19 protein-coding genes are annotated in these 20,838 nt (G+C 49.3%); 12 read left to right on the top strand and 7 right to left on the bottom strand.

Going from position 1 to position 20,838, the window contains the following annotated elements; genetic code table 11:
• From gspL to gspN, 3 genes are all read left to right on the top strand, one after another.
• The coding region (gene gspL / locus ABYT30_RS03955; protein WP_373095293.1) for a type II secretion system protein GspL at positions 1 to 527 on the top strand (527 nt) is incomplete at its 5' end.
• Positions 524 to 1,003, top strand: a complete 480-nt coding sequence (gene gspM, locus ABYT30_RS03950; protein ID WP_373084611.1) for a type II secretion system protein GspM — start codon at positions 524 to 526, stop codon at positions 1,001 to 1,003. The genes gspL and gspM, both read left to right, overlap by 4 nt.
• Positions 1,000 to 1,722 (top strand): type II secretion system protein N, encoded by a 723-nt coding sequence (gspN, locus tag ABYT30_RS03945; RefSeq protein WP_373084613.1) that lies wholly within the window; start codon positions 1,000 to 1,002, stop codon positions 1,720 to 1,722. The genes gspM and gspN overlap by 4 nt, the downstream gene beginning before the upstream one ends.
• A gap of 59 nt (positions 1,723 to 1,781) precedes the next feature.
• On the opposite strand, the gene ABYT30_RS03940 is transcribed toward gspN, so the two are convergent.
• Both ABYT30_RS03940 and ABYT30_RS03935 read right to left on the bottom strand, forming a co-directional pair.
• Complete coding sequence (locus ABYT30_RS03940) at positions 1,782 to 2,921, bottom strand: acyl-CoA dehydrogenase family protein (RefSeq protein ID WP_373095290.1); 1,140 nt, start codon at positions 2,919 to 2,921, stop codon at positions 1,782 to 1,784.
• Positions 2,922 to 2,970: 49 nt separating this feature from the next.
• Positions 2,971 to 4,161 (bottom strand): acyl-CoA dehydrogenase family protein, encoded by a 1,191-nt coding sequence (locus tag ABYT30_RS03935; RefSeq protein WP_373095288.1) that lies wholly within the window; start codon positions 4,159 to 4,161, stop codon positions 2,971 to 2,973.
• Between the two features lie 231 nt (positions 4,162 to 4,392).
• Between ABYT30_RS03935 and ABYT30_RS03930 the strand changes: the two genes are divergently transcribed.
• Positions 4,393 to 5,142 (top strand): SDR family NAD(P)-dependent oxidoreductase, encoded by a 750-nt coding sequence (locus tag ABYT30_RS03930; RefSeq protein WP_373095285.1) that lies wholly within the window; start codon positions 4,393 to 4,395, stop codon positions 5,140 to 5,142.
• A gap of 93 nt (positions 5,143 to 5,235) precedes the next feature.
• Complete coding sequence (gene glpK, locus ABYT30_RS03925) at positions 5,236 to 6,720, top strand: glycerol kinase GlpK (protein WP_373095282.1); 1,485 nt, start codon at positions 5,236 to 5,238, stop codon at positions 6,718 to 6,720.
• A 44-nt stretch (positions 6,721 to 6,764) separates the two neighbouring features.
• On the opposite strand, the gene ABYT30_RS03920 is transcribed toward glpK, so the two are convergent.
• The 4 genes from ABYT30_RS03920 to ABYT30_RS03905 form a co-directional block, all read right to left on the bottom strand.
• A complete protein-coding gene (locus ABYT30_RS03920) occupies positions 6,765 to 9,590 on the bottom strand; it encodes an EAL domain-containing protein (protein ID WP_373095279.1) in 2,826 nt (941 codons plus the stop codon).
• A gap of 14 nt (positions 9,591 to 9,604) precedes the next feature.
• On the bottom strand, positions 9,605 to 10,768 hold the full coding sequence (locus ABYT30_RS03915; RefSeq protein ID WP_373095276.1) for a hypothetical protein: 1,164 nt from the start codon (positions 10,766 to 10,768) through the stop codon (positions 9,605 to 9,607).
• A 3-nt stretch (positions 10,769 to 10,771) separates the two neighbouring features.
• Positions 10,772 to 11,296 carry a hypothetical protein gene (locus ABYT30_RS03910; RefSeq protein WP_373095273.1) on the bottom strand — a complete coding sequence of 175 codons (525 nt, stop codon included), beginning with the start codon at positions 11,294 to 11,296 and terminating at the stop codon, positions 10,772 to 10,774.
• Between the two features lie 70 nt (positions 11,297 to 11,366).
• Positions 11,367 to 12,077 carry a DUF1499 domain-containing protein gene (locus ABYT30_RS03905; RefSeq protein WP_373083082.1) on the bottom strand — a complete coding sequence of 237 codons (711 nt, stop codon included), beginning with the start codon at positions 12,075 to 12,077 and terminating at the stop codon, positions 11,367 to 11,369.
• Positions 12,078 to 12,224: 147 nt separating this feature from the next.
• Here ABYT30_RS03905 and ABYT30_RS03900 point away from each other — a divergent pair, with 147 nt between their 5' ends.
• The 3 genes from ABYT30_RS03900 to ung all read left to right on the top strand — a co-directional run bounded on the left by ABYT30_RS03900 (position 12,225) and on the right by ung (position 14,501).
• The gene (locus tag ABYT30_RS03900) at positions 12,225 to 13,001 is read left to right on the top strand and encodes a glucose 1-dehydrogenase (protein WP_373095271.1); all 777 of its coding nucleotides are present in this window, start codon (positions 12,225 to 12,227) and stop codon (positions 12,999 to 13,001) included.
• A 68-nt stretch (positions 13,002 to 13,069) separates the two neighbouring features.
• Positions 13,070 to 13,762: an EthD domain-containing protein gene (locus tag ABYT30_RS03895; RefSeq protein WP_373083078.1), complete on the top strand. Its 693-nt coding sequence runs from the start codon at positions 13,070 to 13,072 to the stop codon at positions 13,760 to 13,762.
• A 28-nt stretch (positions 13,763 to 13,790) separates the two neighbouring features.
• Positions 13,791 to 14,501: a uracil-DNA glycosylase gene (ung, locus tag ABYT30_RS03890; RefSeq protein ID WP_373095269.1), complete on the top strand. Its 711-nt coding sequence runs from the start codon at positions 13,791 to 13,793 to the stop codon at positions 14,499 to 14,501.
• Here the strand turns inward: ung and ABYT30_RS03885 are convergent.
• Positions 14,491 to 15,321, bottom strand: a complete 831-nt coding sequence (locus ABYT30_RS03885) for a MerR family transcriptional regulator (RefSeq protein ID WP_373083075.1) — start codon at positions 15,319 to 15,321, stop codon at positions 14,491 to 14,493. The genes ung and ABYT30_RS03885 overlap by 11 nt on opposite strands.
• Before the next feature lie 265 nt (positions 15,322 to 15,586).
• On the opposite strand from ABYT30_RS03885, the gene ABYT30_RS03880 reads away from it, so the two are divergent.
• The 4 genes from ABYT30_RS03880 to ABYT30_RS03865 all read left to right on the top strand — a co-directional run bounded on the left by ABYT30_RS03880 (position 15,587) and on the right by ABYT30_RS03865 (position 20,836).
• Entirely contained in the window at positions 15,587 to 18,061 is a 2,475-nt protein-coding gene (locus tag ABYT30_RS03880; protein WP_373083073.1) for a TonB-dependent receptor, read from the top strand.
• A 66-nt stretch (positions 18,062 to 18,127) separates the two neighbouring features.
• Complete coding sequence (locus tag ABYT30_RS03875) at positions 18,128 to 18,790, top strand: START domain-containing protein (RefSeq protein ID WP_373083071.1); 663 nt, start codon at positions 18,128 to 18,130, stop codon at positions 18,788 to 18,790.
• 193 nt (positions 18,791 to 18,983) lie between these two features.
• Complete coding sequence (locus tag ABYT30_RS03870) at positions 18,984 to 19,850, top strand: metal-dependent hydrolase (protein WP_373095266.1); 867 nt, start codon at positions 18,984 to 18,986, stop codon at positions 19,848 to 19,850.
• On the top strand, positions 19,847 to 20,836 hold the full coding sequence (locus ABYT30_RS03865; protein WP_373081062.1) for an alpha/beta fold hydrolase: 990 nt from the start codon (positions 19,847 to 19,849) through the stop codon (positions 20,834 to 20,836). Before ABYT30_RS03870 ends, ABYT30_RS03865 begins: the two co-directional genes overlap by 4 nt.
• The last annotated feature ends 2 nt before the right edge of the window (positions 20,837 to 20,838 follow it).

Below are 20,838 nucleotides of genomic sequence, written 5' to 3'. Positions count from 1 at the left end.
TGCCCTTGTCATTGCTTAGTGGCGCTTACTTACTTAAAGATGAAAGTGGTGAGGCTTTGAGCCGCATTCGCTGGCCGCTAATCTTGCTGGCGGTGTTATTGGGTTTGCATTGGCTGAGTGTGGGTCTGCAAACCTATAGTGCTAATCGTGACGCGGATACCTTGGACGAAGCCATGGTTGCTCTTTACCAACAGGTCTTTCCCGGTAGTCGGGTGGTGAATGCGCGCAGTCAAATGCGCAGTCAGCTTAATGCGCTTGAAAGCGCGGGGGGTAAAGGCTTAATGATGCCGTGGCTGGAAAAAGTCGCGGCGGCGAGCAAGTCCAAACCGGGTATTACCTTGACACAATTAAACTATGAAAATGATCCCGCAGTGTTGAAGTTAATTCTGAGTGCCGCTTCCTATGAGGCAATTGATCAATGGCTTGCGGCCTTAAAAGCCCAGGGCTTGGATGTCGAACGCGGCGCCTTCGGGCAGCAGGATGGCGGCATCGCTGGGCAAATTAGTATACGGGGTGAGTCGCAATGAAATGGCTGAATCAATTGCTAGAAGGGCGTTCCGAGCAAGAGCGTTTTACCCTTATTGTGGGTGCTGCTGTGGCCGTGCCACTTATAATATGGTTGATGCTGTGGCAACCATTATTGTCGGCCCGTGATAGTGCAGAAAAGCGCTTAGAACAACGGCGCAGCTCTTATGTATGGATGCAGCAGGCCGCACAACAATTGCAATCGGCGCGCGGCAGTGTCCCCGGGAGTGCTTTGTCGGGCTCGCCGCAGCAACAAATAACGAGGGCGGCATCAGCCTTGGCCATCAACGTTAATCGAATTGAGCCGCAGTCTGCTGGGCGTTACAGCCTGTGGGTGGCCAGTACTGATTACACCAGCGCGGTGCAGTTAATTGAAGCCCTATCAGCGGCGGGAATGACTTTGCATTCAGCCAATATGAGTTTATTAGATGTACCGGGCAGTGTGTCCTTGCGGGCATCGGTCGGGAGTGAGGGATGACGCGTTCGCTGTGGATTGTTTGTGGCACGGCTTTCTTTTTAGTGTGCTTATTGCTTAGCAGCCCCGCGTGGCTTGTGACCGATATTTTAATGAAACAAATTCCTGAGTTAAAGCTCGGCACGGTGAGCGGTCGTACTTGGCGAGGGCAGGTTGATCACTTGCAGTATGATGATATCAGTGTCAGTCAGTTGCAATGGCGAGTAAGCCCACTTGGTTTATTGCGCGGCGTGCCCTTGGCTATTGAATTTGCGAGTCCGGCTAAGGTGTCGGCACTGGTAGGTGTAGGGGCGAATAATAGTTTATGGTTGCGCGACCTCGAGGCACATGGTGATATTGCGAAATTAATGGGTATTGCGCAGCTGCCAAGTATGGGCTTTGATGGCGGTGTCAAGCTGCAACTGCCGTCCGCTAATGTCAGCGCTGCTGGCTGCAGTGCCATAGAGGGTTCTGTTACTTTGGCATCGTTACTGGGCGATATCGAGGGTATCAGTGATATTGCCCCAGTTTCCGCAGAGCTCAGTTGCAGTAATGGTTTTCTTTTGGCGGTGGTTGACGAGAATAACCCGAGTCGAGTCCGCGGTCAGGTGCAGATTATGACTAGCGGCCGAGCGAGCGGTAACCTTACCTTATCGCCGGATCGCGGAAGTGCTTTGTTTAAAAGTTTGACGCTATTTTTAGGTGAACCCCGCAATAACGCCGACTTTGTATTGCGTTTTTAAGCACCTATTAGATGGGATGATTGGCTGCCCCCCAGTTTATTTTCGGAGGGCAGTTGTCATCAATAGCCGCAGAGGCTGGCGTAGCGATCGCGATGGAAGCTACTGTTGCCGAAGATCTGGTTGGCTACCCTTGAACGCTTCAGGAAGAGGCCAATATCCAGTTCATCGGTAACGCCGATCCCGCCATGCATTTGTACCGCTTCATTTGTGATCAATTCAAAAACATCATTCAGACGCGCCTTTGCCAAACTGGCGAGTTGCGCGAGATCGCCCCGATTTTCGTCGATGGCGGACAAGGCATCAATTACTACAGATTTCGCCAGTTCCAGTTCGGTAAACATAACCGCCGCGCGATGTTGTAGCGCTTGAAATGTGCCGATTTTAACACCAAATTGATCCCGCTCTTTGAGGTAGGCAATGGTGCGGTCAAAACATTCCAGTGCGCCACCGAGCATTTCGGCTGAGAGGCAAATACGTCCGCGATCCAATATATTGTCCAGTAGTGACCAGCCTTGATTTAGCTCACCAAGCAGGGCGTCGCGATTAACCGTGACATTGTTAAATTGGATACTCGCGGCGTTGCGACTATCGAGCATGTGGTGGCGCGTGCGCTCGACCCCAGATGTATTGGCGTCGACAATAAACAAGCTAAGGCCGTCGCGGCCGACACTTGTAGGTTCGCTGCGGGCCACGACGATGAGTTGGTCAGCCGTGTGGCCATCAAGGACAAAGGTTTTGCGACCGTTTAAAACAAAGCCGAGATCGGTCTCAGAGGCAGTTAAGGCAGTTGCTTCGGGGTTGTGGTGAGCACCTTCCTCGAGGGCCAGGGCAAGGCGTAATTCGCCGCTCGCGATTTTCGGTAAAAACGCTGATTTTTGCGTATCATTTGCACCGAGAATGAGGGCGGAAGCGCCCAATACAACACTGGCAAAAAGTGGTGAGGCGGCGAGCGTGCGGCCACACTCTTCTAGCACAGCGCCTAAGCCCAAGAAACTAAAATCAAGGCCGTCATAGGCTTCAGGGATGATCATGCTCGCCCAGCCAAGTTCAACCATTTGCTGCCAGTGCTCAGCGTTATAGCCCACTGCATCTTTGCTGTCGCGAAGCGTACGCAGGGCCTCGACTGGCATGGTTTTGTTTAAAAAATCTTTAGCGGTATCTTTCAGCAAGCGCTGTTCTTCATTTAATACCAGTGGCATTACAAATCTCCTAGGCCATTGCGATGGGTTTGACGGTCTGCGTACTTCTTCATTCGGGCAGACCTAGCACGCGTTTGGCAATAATATTCAACTGCACTTCTGAAGTGCCACCAGCGATCGAGAGTGCTTTTGAAAATAGCCAGCCCTGATTACTCAGTAATTCATCGTCATTAAATTCCGGGTCATCCCAGCCCAGTGCACGATTACCGAGTACCGCCATTAATACTTCTTCCTTGCTTTTAGTTTCTTCGGTACCGACATATTTCATTATCAGGGGGATATTATTGTTGCCGACGCCGTGCATGCGTTCCTCAAAGCTGCGAAAGTGGGTTAGACCAATACCGCGGAAACGCATTTCATGGGCAACCAGTTGATCGCGGAGCCCGCGATCCTTCAACTTGCCTTCGGCATCGAGTCCGACATATTTCAGCGCCGCTTGGACTGGCGAAAAGCTCGGTCCCGGTGTGTCGCCACCAATTTCGGCCATGAGCTTGCGCTCGTGCTTGAGCAGTGATTTTGCTACCGACCAACCCTTATTCAGTTCGCCGATCAGATTGCCCTTAGGGACTTTGACGTCATCAAAGAATGTTTGGCAGAACTCGGAGTCACCGCTTATGAGAGGAATGGGTTTTGCAGTAACGCCGGGTTGATCCATATCTATAAGCAGGAAGCTGATACCTTCCTGCTTTTTAGCGTCGGGGTCAGTGCGCACTAAACAAAATATCCAGTCGGCCTTGTCGGCATTGGTCGTCCAAATTTTACTGCCATTCACTAAAAAGTGGTCGCCGCAATCTTCGGCGCGGGTTTGCAGGCTGGCAAGATCTGAGCCAGCACCGGGTTCAGAGTAGCCCTGACACCAACGGACTTCGCCACGGGCGATTTTGGGGATATGCTGGCGACGCTGCTCGTCACTGCCGTATTCCAATACGGCGGGGCCAAGCATCCAAATACCTAGGTCATAGAGTGGTGTGCGGCAGCCAAGTGCCTTCATCTCGTCTTTGAGTATTTTGGCTTCCTGCTCATTTAGTCCGCCGCCGCCAAGCTCCTGTGGCCACTCTGGCACCGTCCAGCCCTTGTCGCGCATCCGCTCAAACCAGAGTTTGGCATCTGGGCTTGGGAAGCTGATATTGCGCCCCCCCCAGACTTGTTCATCTCTGGTGATTGGCAAGCGCTGTGAGGCTGGGCAGTTTTCCTGTAGCCAAGTTTTGACCGAGGCGCGGAAGTTGTCGAGATCGCTCATGGTGATGGTCTCAAAAGTATTATTTGTAAAAATTGGTGATATGAGTGGCCAGCTTAGTCGACAGGCAAATTAAGACAAGAACGAAACACGTCATCTCATTGGCAAATGGGGTCATTTGGTCTTAATGGCAATGTGGCCTGTGTGGCCTACTGCAATTGGGGCATAGCGGCGCTGATGGGATGATTCTAATATTCATTCATACTGTTTTACACAATAACAATAGGGGCGGACATGAACCGATTTATAGATAAAGTGGTGTTACTTACAGGCGCGGGTTCTGGTATTGGCCGCGCTTGTGCGCTAAGACTCGCCGCCGAAGGGGCCAAGCTGTATTGCACCGATATTCAGCAGGGGGATTTAGATAGCTTAGTGCAAGAAATTAGCAAAATGGGTGGTCATGTGGTCGCTGCGCGTTTTGATGTTAGTGAGCCTGGCGCGGCTGAAACAACCGTAGCAGATTGTGTAGCTCACTACGGTCAGCTTGATGTCGTTGTTAATATGGCGGGTATTTTGCGGTTTGCTAACTGTCATGAAACGAGCATGGAAATGTGGTCGCAAATCATTGGCGTTAATTTAACGGGCACCTTTATGCTGTGTAAGGCGGTATTGCCCGAGTTACTTAAAACCCAGGGAAATATCGTCAATGCGGCGTCGACCGCATCGCTACAAGGCTTGCCTTGGGGAGCCGCTTACGGCGCGAGTAAAGGCGGTGTCTTGGCCTTAACTCGAAGCATTGCCGTTGAGTACGCAAAGCGCGGGGTGCGCGCAAATTGCGTTTGTCCGGGCGATATCAATACTAATATGGTGCAGGGGCTGAGCTTTCCGGCTGATGCGGACTTTGATTTACTTAGTAGGATTACTTCCCTAAGTGGTGCAAAAGGACCTGAGGTTGTTGCAGGCGTTGTTGCGATGTTGGCGTCAGCGGATGGTTGTCACATTACAGGCGAGCAGATTCGCGTGGACGGTGGCACTTTGGCCTGAGACGGTATTGCACGTCACAAATTCGCGGATTTATGGCCGCCGACCGCATACTCTGCCATCATTAGGCCTAGCATTTGGCAAGGGTATTGGAAAATGAAAGAAAGCTATCTACTGGCGATTGATCAAGGTACGACGAGCTCGCGAGCTATTGTTTTTAATTCGCAAGGGGGCATCTGCGGCCTTGGTCAGGAGGAGTTTAGTCAACATTATCCTGAAGATGCGTGGGTAGAGCACGATCCTGAGGAAATCTGGCAAACGACCTTAAATAGCTGCCGCAAAGCAATCGCTGAAGCGGGCTTGGCGGCGTCGGATATTTCAGGAATTGGTATAACAAATCAGCGCGAAACCACGCTGATATGGGATCGCAAAACCGGTAAGGCGATTTATCCTGCTATTGTTTGGCAAGACCGGCGGACCGCAAAGCAATGTGCTGAATTTAAGTCGCAGGGTGTCGAAGAGTTGGTGGCTAAACGGACGGGTTTATTGCTGGACCCCTATTTTTCTGGCACCAAAGTCGCTTGGATTTTAGATAATGTCGACGGCGCCCGGGCCCGCGCCGAGGCTGGTGAATTGGCGTTTGGCACGATTGATAGTTTTTTGTTGTGGCGGCTGACTAATGGCGCCGAGCACGCTACTGATGCGACGAATGCGTCGCGGACCTTGTTATTTAATATTCATAGTCAAGATTGGGACGACGAATTGCTCGCCTTGTTTAAGATTCCCCGAGCACTTTTACCTGCAGTAAAAGACAGTTGTGATGACTATGGCGAGTGTAGCTCCGATTTGTTTGGTGCTGCGATACCGATCTGCGCTTTAATTGGTGATCAACAGGCGGCAACAGTGGGGCAGGCGTGCTTTACCCCCGGTATGGTAAAAAGCACCTACGGTACGGGCTGTTTTGTCATGCTAAATACCGGCGCTACGGCGTTAAGTTCTAAGCATCGCCTGCTAACCACGGTGGCATACCGGATTAAGGGCGAAGTTACCTATGCTTTGGAGGGAAGTATATTTGTTGCGGGTGCCGCAGTGCAGTGGTTGCGAGATGGTCTTCACCTGATTGGCTCTGCGGCGGAAACCCAGCCCTTGGCGGAAAGTGTCGCCAGTTCCAATGGTGTGTATATGGTGCCCGCTTTTACTGGGCTTGGGGCGCCGTATTGGGACCCAGACGCGCGCGGCGCGATTTTGGGGTTGACGCGGGATACCGGGATTGCGCATATCGCGCGGGCAGCATTGGAGTCGGTGTGCTACCAAACCCGTGATTTATTGGAAGCCATGCGTGGCGACGGGGCTGATTTCGCTACATTGCGGGTCGATGGCGGCATGGTAGCGAATAACTGGGTGGTACAACGTCTTGCTGATATGTTGGACTGTCGCTGTGAGCGACCGATGGTTAGTGAAACGACCGCGCTAGGCGCCGCCTATTTAGCGGGACTGCAGTTGGGTGTGTACGAGTCTTTAGACGAAATCGCACAGCTCTGGCAGTGTGAGGCGGGCTTTGATCCGGCAATGAATGAAGTTGATCGCGCTAGGCGCTATACCGGATGGAAAAATGCCATAGCACGGGTGCGTACTAATTAAGTTGCTGTGCTGTCTTCAAACTTAATGTTTGAGGGCGGCGCTTATTAGTCGTGAATTCGCAATGAGAGATCAAGGGCACTGAGGGGCATGGGGCGGCAAAGGTAATAACCTTGCACGTATTCCACGCCCATATCGCGGACAATTTCCAGTGCCTCACGGGTTTCAACGCCCTCGACGATCACTTTCTTACCAAGGTTATGGCTCATTTCCACCATCGATTTTACTAGAACTTGGTCGCTTTCCCGTTCGTGGATAAAGCGAATAAAGGACTGATCAATTTTTATATAGTCGACAGGTAGTTCCCGCACGTATTCGAAGGAAGTGAAACCAATGCCAAAGTCGTCAAAAGCGATTTTGGCACCTACCGTTTTAAAATTATTCAGTAATTTTCGTGCTGCGCCCAAGTCTTCGAGGGCATCGGTTTCTAATACTTCGAATATGAGGCGTGTTGGATTTGCGCCGGTACGCTGTAGTAGCTCGTTAAGGCGCGCTTCGAAGTCGGGCTGCTCAAGGGTCTGCGCAGTTATATTTATACTTAGTCCAGTATCTATACCGGAATCTTCCCAGATGTGCTGTTGGCGCATGGCTTTCTCCATGACTGAAAAGTCCAGTCTTTGCATCATTCCGGATTCTGCGGCGATGCCAAGGAAATGCGCGGGGGAAATAAACTGGCCTTCGTCATCGAGCATGCGAACTAAACATTCACAATGACTGATTTTGTTGAGGCTTAAATCGAGGATAGGCTGATAAAATAGCACAAGGCGATTACCGTTTAGTGCAGATTGTAACTGCTCTTTCATTCGGTATTTCTCGTGCCGAGACACGCGGCTGGTGTCGTCAGAATCCGCGGCGTAGTAAAGACTCCCTCTAGATTTGCTTTTTACTTTCGCCATTGTCGAAGTCGTGTTTGAGATGAGTTCGTCGATACCACTTAAGCTGTTGTCGTAGCTATCGACGACGATTGAGATGCAAACCTCCTCGGTGATATTGCCGTGGCTGAAGGAATAACGTGTTAAGCGTTCGAGGCCGAGGTCTTTAACTGACCGGTGTGATTCGCTGGCGTGATGAATGATTGCGCAGAACTCGCCAGAGCCCGTTCTTGCGAGAGGGGAGTCTTCCGGTAAGGCATCAACTAAATGTGCGGCTAGGTCGTTTAATAAGCGGTCGCCTGCATCGAAGCCAAAACGATCGTTGAAAACAGCGAATTCGTCAATATCAAACATCACTAATTCGATGAGGTCGTTGTCGCGGTGATTGGCGATATATTCATTGGCATTTTCAGTAAAGCTGCTGCGATTTAGTAAGCCAGTAATGCGGTCGTGCTGGCCTAGCCAGTGCAAACTTTCAGCAGCTTCCTTACGTTCAGTAATATCGATGCCCATTGAAAGAATATGGGCTTCATCATTTACATGTAAGCAGGTGTGCGTCCACAGGAAATACAATTTACGACCGTCGTCGGTAAAAAAGGGCATTTGGCCCTGACTTTTTTTACCCGAGGTGTCGGTAATGTTCTGCAATGACGCTGAGAGTGATTTACTTTGGTTCTCGTTTCTCACCCAAGTGTTTATATTGGCATTGACAGGTGCCTTCTTATCGAGGCCAGTTAACTCTCGCCCCATTTTATTGATGTTACGAATTGTACCGGCGGTGTCATGAATAATGACCGTCAGTGGGGAGGCATCGAGTATTAATTCATTAAATACTTTTGCTTCGGTGAGAGCTTCTATCTTTGATTTTAGCTCATTTCGATGTTGCTCAACACTGGCATTCATACGCTCCAAGGACTCGATTACATCGCCGGTAGTGTGCAGCAATACGTCGATTTCGTCGGAGCGCTTCTTGCGAGATGAGTGTTGTTGGAGTAGTTTTTGCGCCTCTTGGAAGCGGTTGTCTGGAAGCATTGGGAGAATTTTTGCTAAGTTCATTAGCCGGTCAACAGATGGCTTTAAGATGACGGCTATTAGCGAGATTATTAGCAAAAGGGCTAGTAATGTTGAAAATACAATGTTCTTTAGTTCGTTTATTATTTGCGCACGAGATCTGGACTCATTTCTGAGAATGGTTGCGTAGGTTCTCGGTGGTGAGTTTTCATGCAGTGGGAAAAAGCGAGCGCTGTAGTACTGATCACCGATTACGTCAAAGAATACACTTGGTTTTTTGGCACTGATTGTTGTCAATTCAGCTATTTCGCGGATGAGGTTCTTGGTTTGGCTGCCCTGGCTGGCAATCAATACATTATCTAACGACGCGGTCATTCCATTCTGGGTTACGTCTAGAATAGCAATGTCTGCATGGGTGATTTCAAAGAAATCTTGGATAAGCAGGGTGGCCGAGCGATTAATATTGATAACTAATTCGCGGCCGTCATTGGTGATTACCGGTATGAAAACGCTTTGCGCACAGGAGGGCGTGCAGTGCAGGGTTGCAAATGGGCGGCCGGTATTGGTGATCGCACGTATCGCAGTAAAAATATAAGGTGGAATGGTTTTAGGGTCGATACCTTCTTGCAAGGATGCCGCAAGAATATCACCGTCTAGATTGATGTAGTAGATCGACTCAATATTCGACATTAGTGACGGTGGCGCGAGATCGCCCTGTTGGAACTCCTCTTCGCTTGGAATCCGGTATTGATCAGCTAAACGAAATAATTCGTTGTTAGATCGTTCAGATAGCGATGCAAAGGTTTGCTGTAAAGCCTCTAAGTCTTGTAGCACAGCCTCTTGATTTGAACTAACTGTTTGAACATAACTTATGTAGCCGCGGCTACCCATGACCAGTGCTACGGCGAGAAATAAAACAACACTGAGCTTGCGCTGAAGACCGAGTCTGACGGTGTTTAGGGTTGGCTTGGACGGCTCAATAGGATCCATATGCTTTTGCGCGTTCAGAATCGGTAGCCAATCATAATGGCAAACATTTCGGTACGCTCATCAAGTCGTGAATTCCTTGAATTATCAACAATGGGTATACCTGAGGTACCTCTGATACCGTAAATATTAGTATCAATAACCCAATTGGCGGCAGGCAACCAGCGCAGGCCTAAAACTACGTTGTGGCTGTCAGTTTCGCTGCGACGTTCGCGGTCGAGATAGCTTAATTCGTAACGGCTAGTTAGCGTGACACTGGGACGTAAGCGGTATTGCGCTTGCAAATAGGCCGCCTCTATTTTTTGGCTCTGTGAGCCTTGTATACTGGTGAAGTCAGTGGTAATTAAGCTGTACTCGCCAGTAAAGGTCCACATCGCAAGGTTTTTCTGCGCAGAAAGTACATAGCCGGTGGCGTCGAGGCTTAAATCACCAAAACTTCTTACCGCAGAGTGTAAGTCAATTTGTACGTTAAGCACGGATACTGCGAACTTGCTGTCACCGCCATTCCGAGAGTGGAGGAGTTGCGCGTAAATTGGCGACTTTACTTCACCTTTGTGAACGATCGACGCGGCGGCGGCGCCGAATAGATTTTTAATCGTTTCGGAAGAAATACTTTTCTCGTTGCGACCCAGGGTAAAATTAAGGCTGGTTGAATTTTCGTTTGCATCCCAGTAGCTGTAAAGCTGGGCGCCGTCGGTGGCAAAAAGGAGCTCCCTCAGGCCATTCCCTTCGAAGTACACCGCCTGCGGCATTAAAATGGTAGACCGCGTAAATAGTACGTCACGGGTGTCGTTATAAAAGCCATAGGCATTACGCACTCTGCCAAGCCTAAAGCCTAGGCCTGACTCTTCAGTCTCGATTGCTTTGAGGTCGGCAAACAGAAAGTCGATGTCTAGCCCGCCATTGGCTGAATTGCCAGCGTCACGACTCAGAACTTGGCCGGCAATATTTAAGGCAGGTGCCACTCGCCACGTAGCGTTAACTGCGGCTTCCATATAATCGGTGCTGCCGCGCTGGCTGTCGCCGTAAAAATTATTGCCATCACTTAAGAGGTAGGCTTGGGAAAAAAAGCCGTGGAATTGTAGGTCACCGTTATTATTAGCGTGACTGTGGCCAGCGAGTAATAACAAAGCAATACTCAGGCCAAAATATTGGGTAATCGCTTTTAAAGTTGATGGCATTGTTTAGTACTCGCTGTTGGTTCGAAGAACGAACAGTTTGGCTAAGGGGGCGTTGGAAGCGGTTTCGTTCACACTGGTTATTGGGGCGTAGCCGATGGCGCCTGGTGTTGCGTTAACCAACTCTTGCAACTCACGCTCGTTGTTCACTATCGTGGGCGGAATCCCCGTGCCACTGAATATTAATCTATCCCACTGTTCGCGTAGGACATAGGGGTAAACTTTGAGAATGGATTTACAAAATTTTTGGTGCAATGGGTTTCCGTCAGGTAGTACATATACCTTTATCGGCGTTTTGTCGTCCCAACTCCGCTTGCGAATGGTGAATATCGCACGCAGACTACTTAAACTAAGATCGCCAGTTTGTACTTCTGAATTTGTCAGTACCATGACGCCGCTCTCATTCAGGGCGGTGCGAATGACGTCGGCGTAGGCTGTGCTGGTAAACAGCGTCGTGATAATTAGTAGCACTTTGGTCAATTTTTTTAGGCTGCAGTGCGTTGCACTGCATAATGTTTTTGCGCTGTTCACAACCTTATTCTGTGATCCCATTATTGCCATATGAATACCATGTTTTACTGCTGTACAGGGCTTTTTAGGGTTAAATAAAATCATCTTGGTTAAATAGCTCGCTGAAGGCCATAATTCTTTTTGCATTCGCGCCTAAATCGCCTTTGCCAACACGAGACGCCGATCTGATATCTATTTTTGTGCCGCTTTCAGTGACTTGAATTCGAATAACAATATCATCGATAAAACCAAACCAAAAGCTTCTAGCCTGCGCTTCTATGTGCCCTTCCTGCTGATAATAGACCAGCCATCCCATTTCGCTAGCAATTTTGTATGCCCGCTTTTGTGCTTCAGTGACCGTATGTGAACTCTCTAGTGTTTTTAACGTTGGGTAGGCCTGCCGCTGCAGTGGAATATTTGCGGGTGCATAGTGTAGATCATTGTCGCTAGGCTTGCGGAGGGTGGCTGCTTTGATAAATTCAGGTGGATTCTGGGTGTCCGTGCTAACGTCGTGAATTAATGGTGCGCCCGCACCGTGGAAAAGACTAATGCTGAAAAAAAAGATAGCAGGGAGTGCAATTAGCGCTGCCTTGTTCAGGCGTTGGCGGTCTTTTTCTTGCTTGGCCCGGCGTGTAAATAGCGCAGATGCACTAATACTGATGAAACTGAGTAAACCGGCGAGACTAAACATTAACAGACCGGTTTGATAGCCGAAGACCTCAGCACGGGTTCCCGTTACGCCAATCACGAGTAACAGAAGTGACCCGATGGCAAGTTTAAGAGTCAAAGTGGCGATGTTCATACAGCAGCCGTCCGTTATTTTTCATAATCTTACCAAAGGGTAATCGCGATGTACTGTTTTTTTACTGCTGGGCGTGATTTACTTAGGTTATTGACCTGTAACCTTTGGGTTTGTGTCAGGGATCGTTAATAATACTAGGAGTTGGATATGGGACGTGTAAGCGGCAAAGTGTGCATTGTAACGGGTGCGGCGAGTGGTATGGGTAAGGCAGATGCTATCAGGCTAGCCGCAGAGGGTGCAAAAGTAGTGTTGACTGACCTCAATGAGGCTGACGGCCAAGCTGTAGCTGCACAAATTGGTGAGGCCGCTATTTTCCTCAAGCACAATGTGACAAGTGAAGATGACTGGAAACGTGTTGTTAGCACTGCAGTCAGTCATTTTGGTCGTTTAGACGTGCTAGTGAATAATGCTGGCATGATGACCTTGGGTAACGTCGTTGACTGTAGTCTAGAGGACTATCGGCGGGTGAATTCTGTTAACAGTGAAGGCGTATTCCTTGGCTGTAAAACGGCTATACCAGCAATGGAAGCCTCGGGTAATGGTGGTTCGATCATCAATATGTCTTCAGTAGCGGCAATTCATGGTATGTCTTTTGTGGCGGCTTACAGTGCGAGTAAAGGCGCTGTAATGGCGTTGACTAAGTCGGTAGCGTTGTATTGTCGAGAAAAGCGCAATGGTATTCGCTGTAACTCTATTCATCCTGACGGTGTTAAAACACCGATGGTATTTAAAGTAGCCACGGGTCAAGATTCAGCGACCAGAGAAGAGATCGAGTCCTTGTCGACGGTCGAGCATCCGATGTGTGAACCTGAAGACATCGCCGCGTTGGTACTTTATTTGGCGTCAGATGAATCGAAGTTTGTTAACGCAGCTGAAATGCTGATTGATAATGCCTCAACCGCGACGCCGCCAATCAGTATGTGATCTCATAATTAGCTGTTATTATTACAGTTTTGGCCTTTGTGGCCGCATTAAAATAATAAGGAGATGCAGTGCGAAAGGTCATTTATTTGATGTGGACCGATACGCCGGGTACGGAATTTGAGGCCCGGCTATTAAGCTGGTTGGCGCCGGAGCTGCGTGCCCAGCAGGGCGTTCGAGGTGTGCAGCTAAATATTGTCGATGCGGCGGTGGCGCCCGCTGTTGGCCTGCGTATGGAAAATTCAGCGCAGGGCTTTGACGCTATGTGCTCGCTGTATTTGGATGAGAGTGCCGAGCTCGCTGTGCTGCAGGAGTATATTCAGTCCTGCTGTGTGCAGTTTAGTCGCTACCATGTGGACGAATTCGAGCCTCTTGCGAATACCAGCCAATTAGCTGGGCTAGGGGAGCGCACGCCAGGATTCAGCCAAGTTGCTATGCTGCGGTGTCCGCAGAGCATGGCCTATGAAGATTGGTTGGCCTACTGGCGGGGAGTTCATACTCAAATTGCTATTGATGTTCAGGCGAGTTTTCGTTACGTGCAGAACGTCGTTTCTGAGCTGGCAGGTAACGATGTGACGTGTTATCACGCCATTGTCGAGGAGTGTTTTCCCGCGGAAGCAATGACGTCGTCGGAAGCTTTTTATAATGCGGTAGGTGACCAAGAAAAATTTGAGCGTCATTTGCAAAAAATGATGGAGAGCTGCCAGAAATTTATTGATTTTGATGAAATTGATGTCGTGCAAACCAGTGAGTATCGATTTTAACTCCGGGATTTGACGTGAGGTTGGCGCGGTGATTGAGGAAAGCATTCATCCCTCGTGGCAGCCTCTGCTTGCTCGGGAGTTTAATCAAGAATACTACAAGGAACTCGCGGCATTTTTAGCTGCGCGCCAGGCTGATGGCGTAACAATATTCCCGCCTCAAGCGGCGTGGTTTTCTGCGTTCGCTCACTCATCTTTACAGAGTGTTAAGGTTGTTATTCTTGGCCAAGACCCGTATCACGCTGCTGGGCAAGCTCATGGTCTGTGCTTTTCAGTGTTGCCTAGTGTCAAAGTGCCGCCATCGCTGCGGAATATCTATAAAGAGTTACAGCGTGACCTTGGTTTGCCGATACCGTCCCACGGCTACTTGCTAGACTGGGCTGAGCAGGGAGTGTTGTTGCTTAATGCGGTACTCACGGTAGAGGAGGGGAGTGCGGGTGCCCATCAAGGGCGTGGTTGGGAGCACTTTAGTGACGCGGTTATTGAAACACTAAATGCCGAACGCGAGGGCTTGGTGTTTATGCTCTGGGGGGCGCAGGCGCAAAAAAAAGGTGCCAATATCGACGCCAAGCGGCACTTGGTTTTACATGCTAGCCACCCATCGCCGCTTTCCGCGCACCGAGGTTTTTTGGGTTGCGGTCACTTCTCGCAGGCGAACAGTTATTTAGCTAAGCGGGGGCAGCCGGAAATTAATTGGCAGCTGCCGGCATTGGATGAGCCTGAATTTAAGCTCATTCCTTAGGCATATCTTCCATTATGGCTTCAAGCGTGTCAGCTAGGAAGCGGCTGGCAGCAATTTCCATAGCTCGGCCAAGCTCAGCGTCTACGACTTTCTCAGCAAGCGGCCGTAGCCGCCAAATTAGCTCCGCAATTTTGGGCAGCTCTTCCTTGGGAGGGAGCTTTTGCTCGGCGTAGGGTTCAAGGACGTGCTCAGATACCAATTTTACAAATTCATTGGCGACCTTTTGCACGTTACCGCGCATCATCCGCAATATATCGAGTAATTCATCGAGTGGGATACCGGTTGCACATAGTTCCTCGGCAACTTTGAGGGTATTCATGCTGGAGATACGCATTTGCGTGCCAGCAACGTTAAATAAACCTAAGTCGTGGGCGGTCTTAATCGCTGAGGGCGTTAGCTTTGTGCCAAACATCCGCACGAGCTCAGTCATTGGCAGTGTGGTGGGCGCCTCACTGGTCCACGGCGAGTTAACCGCTGTTTCTATGCCGAGTATTTCGCTTAGACCAACGCCTTCTTCCAGCGCCGCTAACAACTCTCGTATGGATGAGAGGGTGTAGCCCCTGTCGAGTAAATTGGCGATAAGCCGCAAACGCGATAAATGTTGGTTGTTATAGACACCTTTGCGGCCTTGCAGGGCCGGAGGAGGCAGAACTCCGCGGTCTTGGTAGGCGCGAATATTCCTGACGGTGGTATTGGCCGCGATCGCTAACTGCTCAACTGAGTAGTCGCGCTGCACCTCTGTTTCTGTTTCAGCGTCGGTGGCCCCTGTCTGGGGTAAAAGTTGCGCCATGGTCATTATGGTATCTTCGGGAAATTTCATTGTCGCTGCTATTACCGTCTCCGAGAGGAAGTATCGAAATGGGCCGACGGGCTCATCTATCTGTGATTCTCACTAAAGCCCGCATCAATTGCAATTAATGGGGTGATTGACATTGTTAATTTGTCGGCTCAGCCAATGTTGGTGTTTCTTAATAATGCCACTGTAGACAAATAGCTTGACATAAATTTAACGACACATTAACGTTACACTAAATGATGTTTCATAGGTTTATGAGCCATAAAAATAATTGACTAGAGGTTTACGTATGAGTGCTCGCACTTTTCCCGCCGTATTCTGGACACTCACAGCTGCTGCGCTGTCGCCATTGGTGAATGCTGCAATGCTAGAAGAAGTTGTCGTTACCGCCCAGCACCGCACGCAGAGTTTACAGGATGTTCCTGTATCCGTCAGCGCAATCGGTGGCGATAAAATGATGGAAGCGGGTATCAACCGCATGGAAGATTTACAGGCATACGTACCCAATTTAACGGTGACGGAAAGCGGTATCAGTACCGACATCTATATTCGCGGCATTGGCACCGGTATGAATCAGGGCTTTGAACAATCGGTCGGTATGTATGTCGATGGCATTTACTATGGCCGGGCGCAATTGGCGCGGGCGCCATTTCTTGATTTGGCTCGGGTTGAGGTTTTGCGCGGGCCACAAAATATCCTCCACGGCAAAAACAGTATAGCCGGTGCGGTTAACTTGATTACCGCCGATGCGACTGAGTATTTCGAAGGTTTGTTGTCGACACTGTATGAGCCGAATTTTGAAGAAGAGGTTTACGATTTGATGTTGTCGGGGCCTCTGAGTGATACCGTCGGGGTCCGATTCTCAGCGCGCCTGCGGGAGTACGGCGGGTTTATGAAAGATTTGTTTCAGAAAATCGATGGGCCGCAATACGATCAGCAGACCTACCGCTTAAAATTGAATTGGCAGGCGAGCGACGAAACCAAGGTGTCCCTAAAAGTGGAGGCCGGTAGCTTTGACTCGCTTGGTCGTCAGGCTGAAATCATAAACGATGAGCCTTCAACGTCAGATGTATTCTTGTTTACTGGCCGTACAGAGGCCGAAATTCTTGATGACACTCAGTTTCCGGGTGTCGTTAATGTCGATACCGACGAGTCTGTTCGTAATAATTACCAAGACTATAAAGCGGCCTCTAATGGGAATTACAGTAATAACGACACCAGTAATATTACGCTGAATGTCACCAATATTTCTGAGTCGGGCCATGAGTTCACCGCGATTACTGGCTATATGCATTACGAATATAATGACCTCTGTGATTGCGACGCAACGCCGGCAGAATTATTTAAACTTGAATTGGGTGAAGACTATTCACAGCTTAGCCAAGAGCTGCGTTGGGTGTCGCCAGCCGGTGAAGATATTGAGTACATCGGCGGTATTTACCTGCAGCGCAATGAGCTCGACTTCAGGGATAAGCTGATTCAAGACTCTGACGTCGTTGTCCAATTGCTTAATGCCGCAGATTATATGGAAGCGGGTGGTCGTGGTGATATTGACCCGAATCCATTGGGCGGCTCACCAGCGGAGATACTCGGTATTGGTGATGCCGGTAATGCGGTAGAAAATATTACCGCGCCGCGAACATTCTTAAGCACCTCTAATATTTTTTCGGCGTTTTTACAGGCTACTTTCCATTTTGGCGATGATTGGCGTATGACCCTGGGTGGTCGTGAAACTATTGAGAAGAAAACAGGGCGTCGCAAACTTGAATTGGCTGATCTCTCTGGTAATACCTTGCCGGCTGGCGAAGTTGATACTGTTGCTGCGATTACGTTTTCGGCTGAGCGTCACGACCTTAGAGGTAAACGCACGGAAAAGTCTTTTTCACCATTGCTAAATTTTCAGTGGGATTACTCTGATGACGGCATGGCTTATTTCACGGCAACTAAAGGCGTAAAGGCTGGTGGTTTTGATGCGCGCTCAAATATGTCGCCAAGCGATGAGCCAACGCCGATTAACCCTAATGCAGTGTCAACGAACCAGCGGGTCTTGATTGGTACCTTTGAGTATGAGGAGGAAGAGGCAAGCAGTTTAGAATTGGGGTTAAAGACTGGCTTGCTTGAAGGCTCCGCGGAAATAAATCTTGCTGCCTTTTATACTCAATATGAAAATCTGCAGATCAGTATTTTTGACGGCACGCTTGGCTTTAATGTGGGTAACGCCAAAGAGGCGGTGACCATGGGAATTGAGATGGACGGTCGCTGGCAGTTGACCGAGTATTTAAGTCTCGGTGGCGCACTGGCGGTGATGGATTTTGAATTTACCGATTTCAAAAATGGTCAGTGCCGGCAAGATCAGGTGCCAACTTCTGATAACGGCTTGAATTGCGATTATACCGGCATGAGTAATCAGTATGTTGCAGACTGGTCGGGTACCTTTTTAATGGGCTATGTGCGTCCAATCAGCCCGACCTTGGGTATTGGCTTAGGTTTGGACTTTGTGTTTACCGACAAATACAACCCATCGTCCAATCTTGACCCCCGTGTTGAGCAGAACGGTTTTGTAAAAGTGAATGGTCGTATCGGTATTGGTGCAATTGATAAGCAGTGGGAGTTGGCGCTCGTGGGTAAAAACCTGACTGACGAAGTGATTATTGTCTATGCTGCTGATACGCCATTGTCTAAGACTATTTTCGGTGCGACCAGTCACACCGGTTTCTTGGAGCCGCCGCGCTCGATTGCAATGCAGTTTACTTACCGTATGTAATCTTCTTTGGCCATGCCGCTACATAACGGTGTGGCCTTTCAATATCTTAGATAGGAGTTTGCTTCGATGCGCACAGTTAAGCAGTTGCTTGTTTATATTGGTTTGGTTTTATTGAGTCTCAATGGCCAGGCTATTGAGTGGGAACTCGCGAAAGACGCTGAAAATATCAAGGTGTTCACTGCTAAGGTAAATGGCTCTGAATATAAAGCGTTTCGCGGCGAGACTATTATTAATGCCGAGCTAAATCAGCTAATGGCTGTTTTGGATGATACCGCTAATTTTAGTCGCTGGATGTATAACTGCAAATCGCCAAAGTTACTTTATAAGGCGAGTTTGTTGGATCGTTATCAGTACTTAAAAAATGACTTCCCTTGGCCTGCTAAGGACCGTGAGATGATTTTGCGCAACGAAATCAGTCAGGATCCAGCGACCAGAATTACCACCATAAAGTTAAGTTCGATTGCCGTTGAAATGTTACCGTTAAAGGCGCAGCAGGCAGTGCCGAAAGCGGGTGATGCGGTCCGAATGGATGAGGTGCAAGGCTTTTTTGAGTTGACTCCGCTCTCTGCGAATCAAACTAAAGTGGTGTTCCAGCTTCATTTAAATCCCGGTGGTGGACTGCCCTCGAGCATAGTGAATGCGCTGATAGTTGATAACCCCTTTGAGACCTTGAAGGCATTGGCCGCTCAAGTCGTTAAGCCTGAATACGCCAATTTCAATCCCTTCTAAGCCCCCTTGTTTCTTATAAGCCTATGGCTGCGCGGTATCTTCACCGCGCTAGGCCTGTATCGTCTGTTGGTGGCTCCGCAGCGATAGAATTTCGCATGTTTTTCAAGCAAATTAACTTGACATTGAATGATGTCATGTTTAACTTAACATCATTCAATGTCACATAATAAGATGTTTTATTACGGAGTGCTTTATGGAAAACCTCAGCAAGACAATAGTGCAGCCGGTTCGCCGCAACCTCGAATTCCATTTGCCCAAGGAGCGTATTGGTGACTGGCATTCTGGTGGCGCCCACATTACGCATTTCTTTAACGCTTTATCTATTTTCTTCCCTGATGGTGAGCGATTTTTCATTGATAGCGTCCGCCATTATCGGGGGCGTATTCAAGACCCTGCACTTAAAGAGTCGGTGCGAGGCTTTATTGGTCAGGAAGCGATGCATGGCCGCGAGCATGAAGAATACAATCAAGCCTTGATTGATAAGGGGCTGCCAGCAGATCGTTATGGACGAATTGTTGTACGTTTATTGGGCTTCTTTACTCGCTTTACGCCTAAAATCTCCCAGCTTGCCGGAACGATTGCCTTAGAGCACTTAACGGCAATTCTCGCGAATATGGTGTTGAGTGAACCGCGTATTTTGCAAAACGCTGAACCGCGCTTTGCAGCCTTGTGGAAGTGGCATGCCCTAGAAGAAACCGAGCACAAGGCGGTGGCCTACGACGTTTACCAAGAAGTCATTGGCGGCGGCCTAATCGGCTATATTCGCCGGTGTTCGGCACTCCTTATGGCGACCCTGATATTTTGGGTATTGGTCATTCCATTTCACATCGGTTTAGTGCGTAAAGAAGGGCAGGCGCTTAACGTGCGTGGTTGGTTGAGCGTAAGCAATTTCCTGTGGGGCTCGCCTGGTGTGTTGCGACGCACTATTCCTGACTGGCTGGATTATTTTAAGCCAGGTTTTCATCCTTGGGATCACAACAACAAGCACTTTCTCAACGACCTTGATGCGCTAGTTAGCGAAGTTGATGCTTACGGCGCTGCTGCAGGTGCCGGGGCGTGACGCAAGCCAGTGCTGCGCTTTCAACGCAAGATACGGCACTGCTGGCGTTGCAAGAAATGCGTGAGCAATTTGAGAAAACGCCATTAGCTAGCGTAGATTCGCAAGCGCTAAAAGCTTGGCGTCCGAAATCCAGTTTGTGGCAGCGGTTGTTGCCACTCTTTACCCGTCATGCAGGGCTCAAAAGGCAAGTTAGTGATGTCGATGATCACTGTCTGCATTACTGGGCTGGCGGCTGCGCTACCGGCCCAGTGGTCGTTCTGCTGCATGGCTTTGGATCTAGCAAAGAAAACTGGGCTTTTCTGTGCAGAAAATTGGCTAAGAACTATCGCTTACTTGTGCCAGATATTCCGGGCTTTGGTCAGAGCGACTTTTTGATGAGCGCAGATTATCAATTGGCTGCGCAAGCAGACAGATTGGCGGTGTGGTTAAAGGCTTTAGGACTTGAGCGGGCGCATTTTGTTGGTAGTTCAATGGGGGGCGCAATTGCGGCGCAAATTGCCGCACGTCACCCAGCCATTGTGGAAACGCTGTGCTTAATGAATGCGGCTGGAGTACCTGGCAAGCACCTCACGCAAATGGAAAGTGGCCTAGCGGCAGGGGTGAATTATTTGGCGCCTCTGCAGGCGAAAGACGCTTGGCAAGTGTTTGCTATTGCTCTACATCCCCAGCGACGTTGGTTTGGCTTTGGCCTAGCGCTGTTGATGGGTGGAGCGATGAGTCATCGCAAAATTTTGAATGACTATTTGTTCGGCGAGCTCGTTAAGTCTTTGGCGGAAACTTACTTGCAGCTGTCATTGGTTAGCGCGCGAACCCTGGTGCTATGGGGTGATTCAGATCAAGTGCTTGATGTCAGCTGCGCAGATAACTTCTGCGAATCTTTAGTCGATGCTAAAGCGATGATATTACCTGCAGTAGGCCATTTGCCCATGCTGGAAGCCCCTGGGCTGACCACACGCTTACTACATGATTTTTGGCGCGCATATTAGAA

It is taken from the genome of Zhongshania sp. (assembly GCF_041623545.1).
Classification (GTDB): Bacteria; Pseudomonadota; Gammaproteobacteria; order Pseudomonadales; family Spongiibacteraceae; genus Spongiibacter.
The sequence above is the reverse complement of the archived record's forward strand: the minus strand, read 5'-3'. Positions and strand labels throughout refer to the sequence as shown.

Coding starts and splice junctions, on each gene's coding strand:
- ABYT30_RS03905 (WP_373083082.1), bottom strand. CDS start 12,077: ATGAACATCGCCACTTTGACTCTTAAACTTGCCATCGGGTCACTTCTG.
- ABYT30_RS03940 (WP_373095290.1), bottom strand. CDS start 2,921: ATGCCACTGGTATTAAATGAAGAACAGCGCTTGCTGAAAGATACCGCT.
- gspM (WP_373084611.1), top strand. CDS start 524: ATGAAATGGCTGAATCAATTGCTAGAAGGGCGTTCCGAGCAAGAGCGT.
- ABYT30_RS03885 (WP_373083075.1), bottom strand. CDS start 15,321: ATGAAATTTCCCGAAGATACCATAATGACCATGGCGCAACTTTTACCC.
- ABYT30_RS03915 (WP_373095276.1), bottom strand. CDS start 10,768: ATGCCATCAACTTTAAAAGCGATTACCCAATATTTTGGCCTGAGTATT.
- ABYT30_RS03930 (WP_373095285.1), top strand. CDS start 4,393: ATGAACCGATTTATAGATAAAGTGGTGTTACTTACAGGCGCGGGTTCT.
- ABYT30_RS03900 (WP_373095271.1), top strand. CDS start 12,225: ATGGGACGTGTAAGCGGCAAAGTGTGCATTGTAACGGGTGCGGCGAGT.
- ABYT30_RS03875 (WP_373083071.1), top strand. CDS start 18,128: ATGCGCACAGTTAAGCAGTTGCTTGTTTATATTGGTTTGGTTTTATTG.
- ABYT30_RS03935 (WP_373095288.1), bottom strand. CDS start 4,161: ATGAGCGATCTCGACAACTTCCGCGCCTCGGTCAAAACTTGGCTACAG.
- gspN (WP_373084613.1), top strand. CDS start 1,000: ATGACGCGTTCGCTGTGGATTGTTTGTGGCACGGCTTTCTTTTTAGTG.
- glpK (WP_373095282.1), top strand. CDS start 5,236: ATGAAAGAAAGCTATCTACTGGCGATTGATCAAGGTACGACGAGCTCG.
- ABYT30_RS03880 (WP_373083073.1), top strand. CDS start 15,587: ATGAGTGCTCGCACTTTTCCCGCCGTATTCTGGACACTCACAGCTGCT.
- ABYT30_RS03870 (WP_373095266.1), top strand. CDS start 18,984: ATGGAAAACCTCAGCAAGACAATAGTGCAGCCGGTTCGCCGCAACCTC.
- ABYT30_RS03920 (WP_373095279.1), bottom strand. CDS start 9,590: ATGGATCCTATTGAGCCGTCCAAGCCAACCCTAAACACCGTCAGACTC.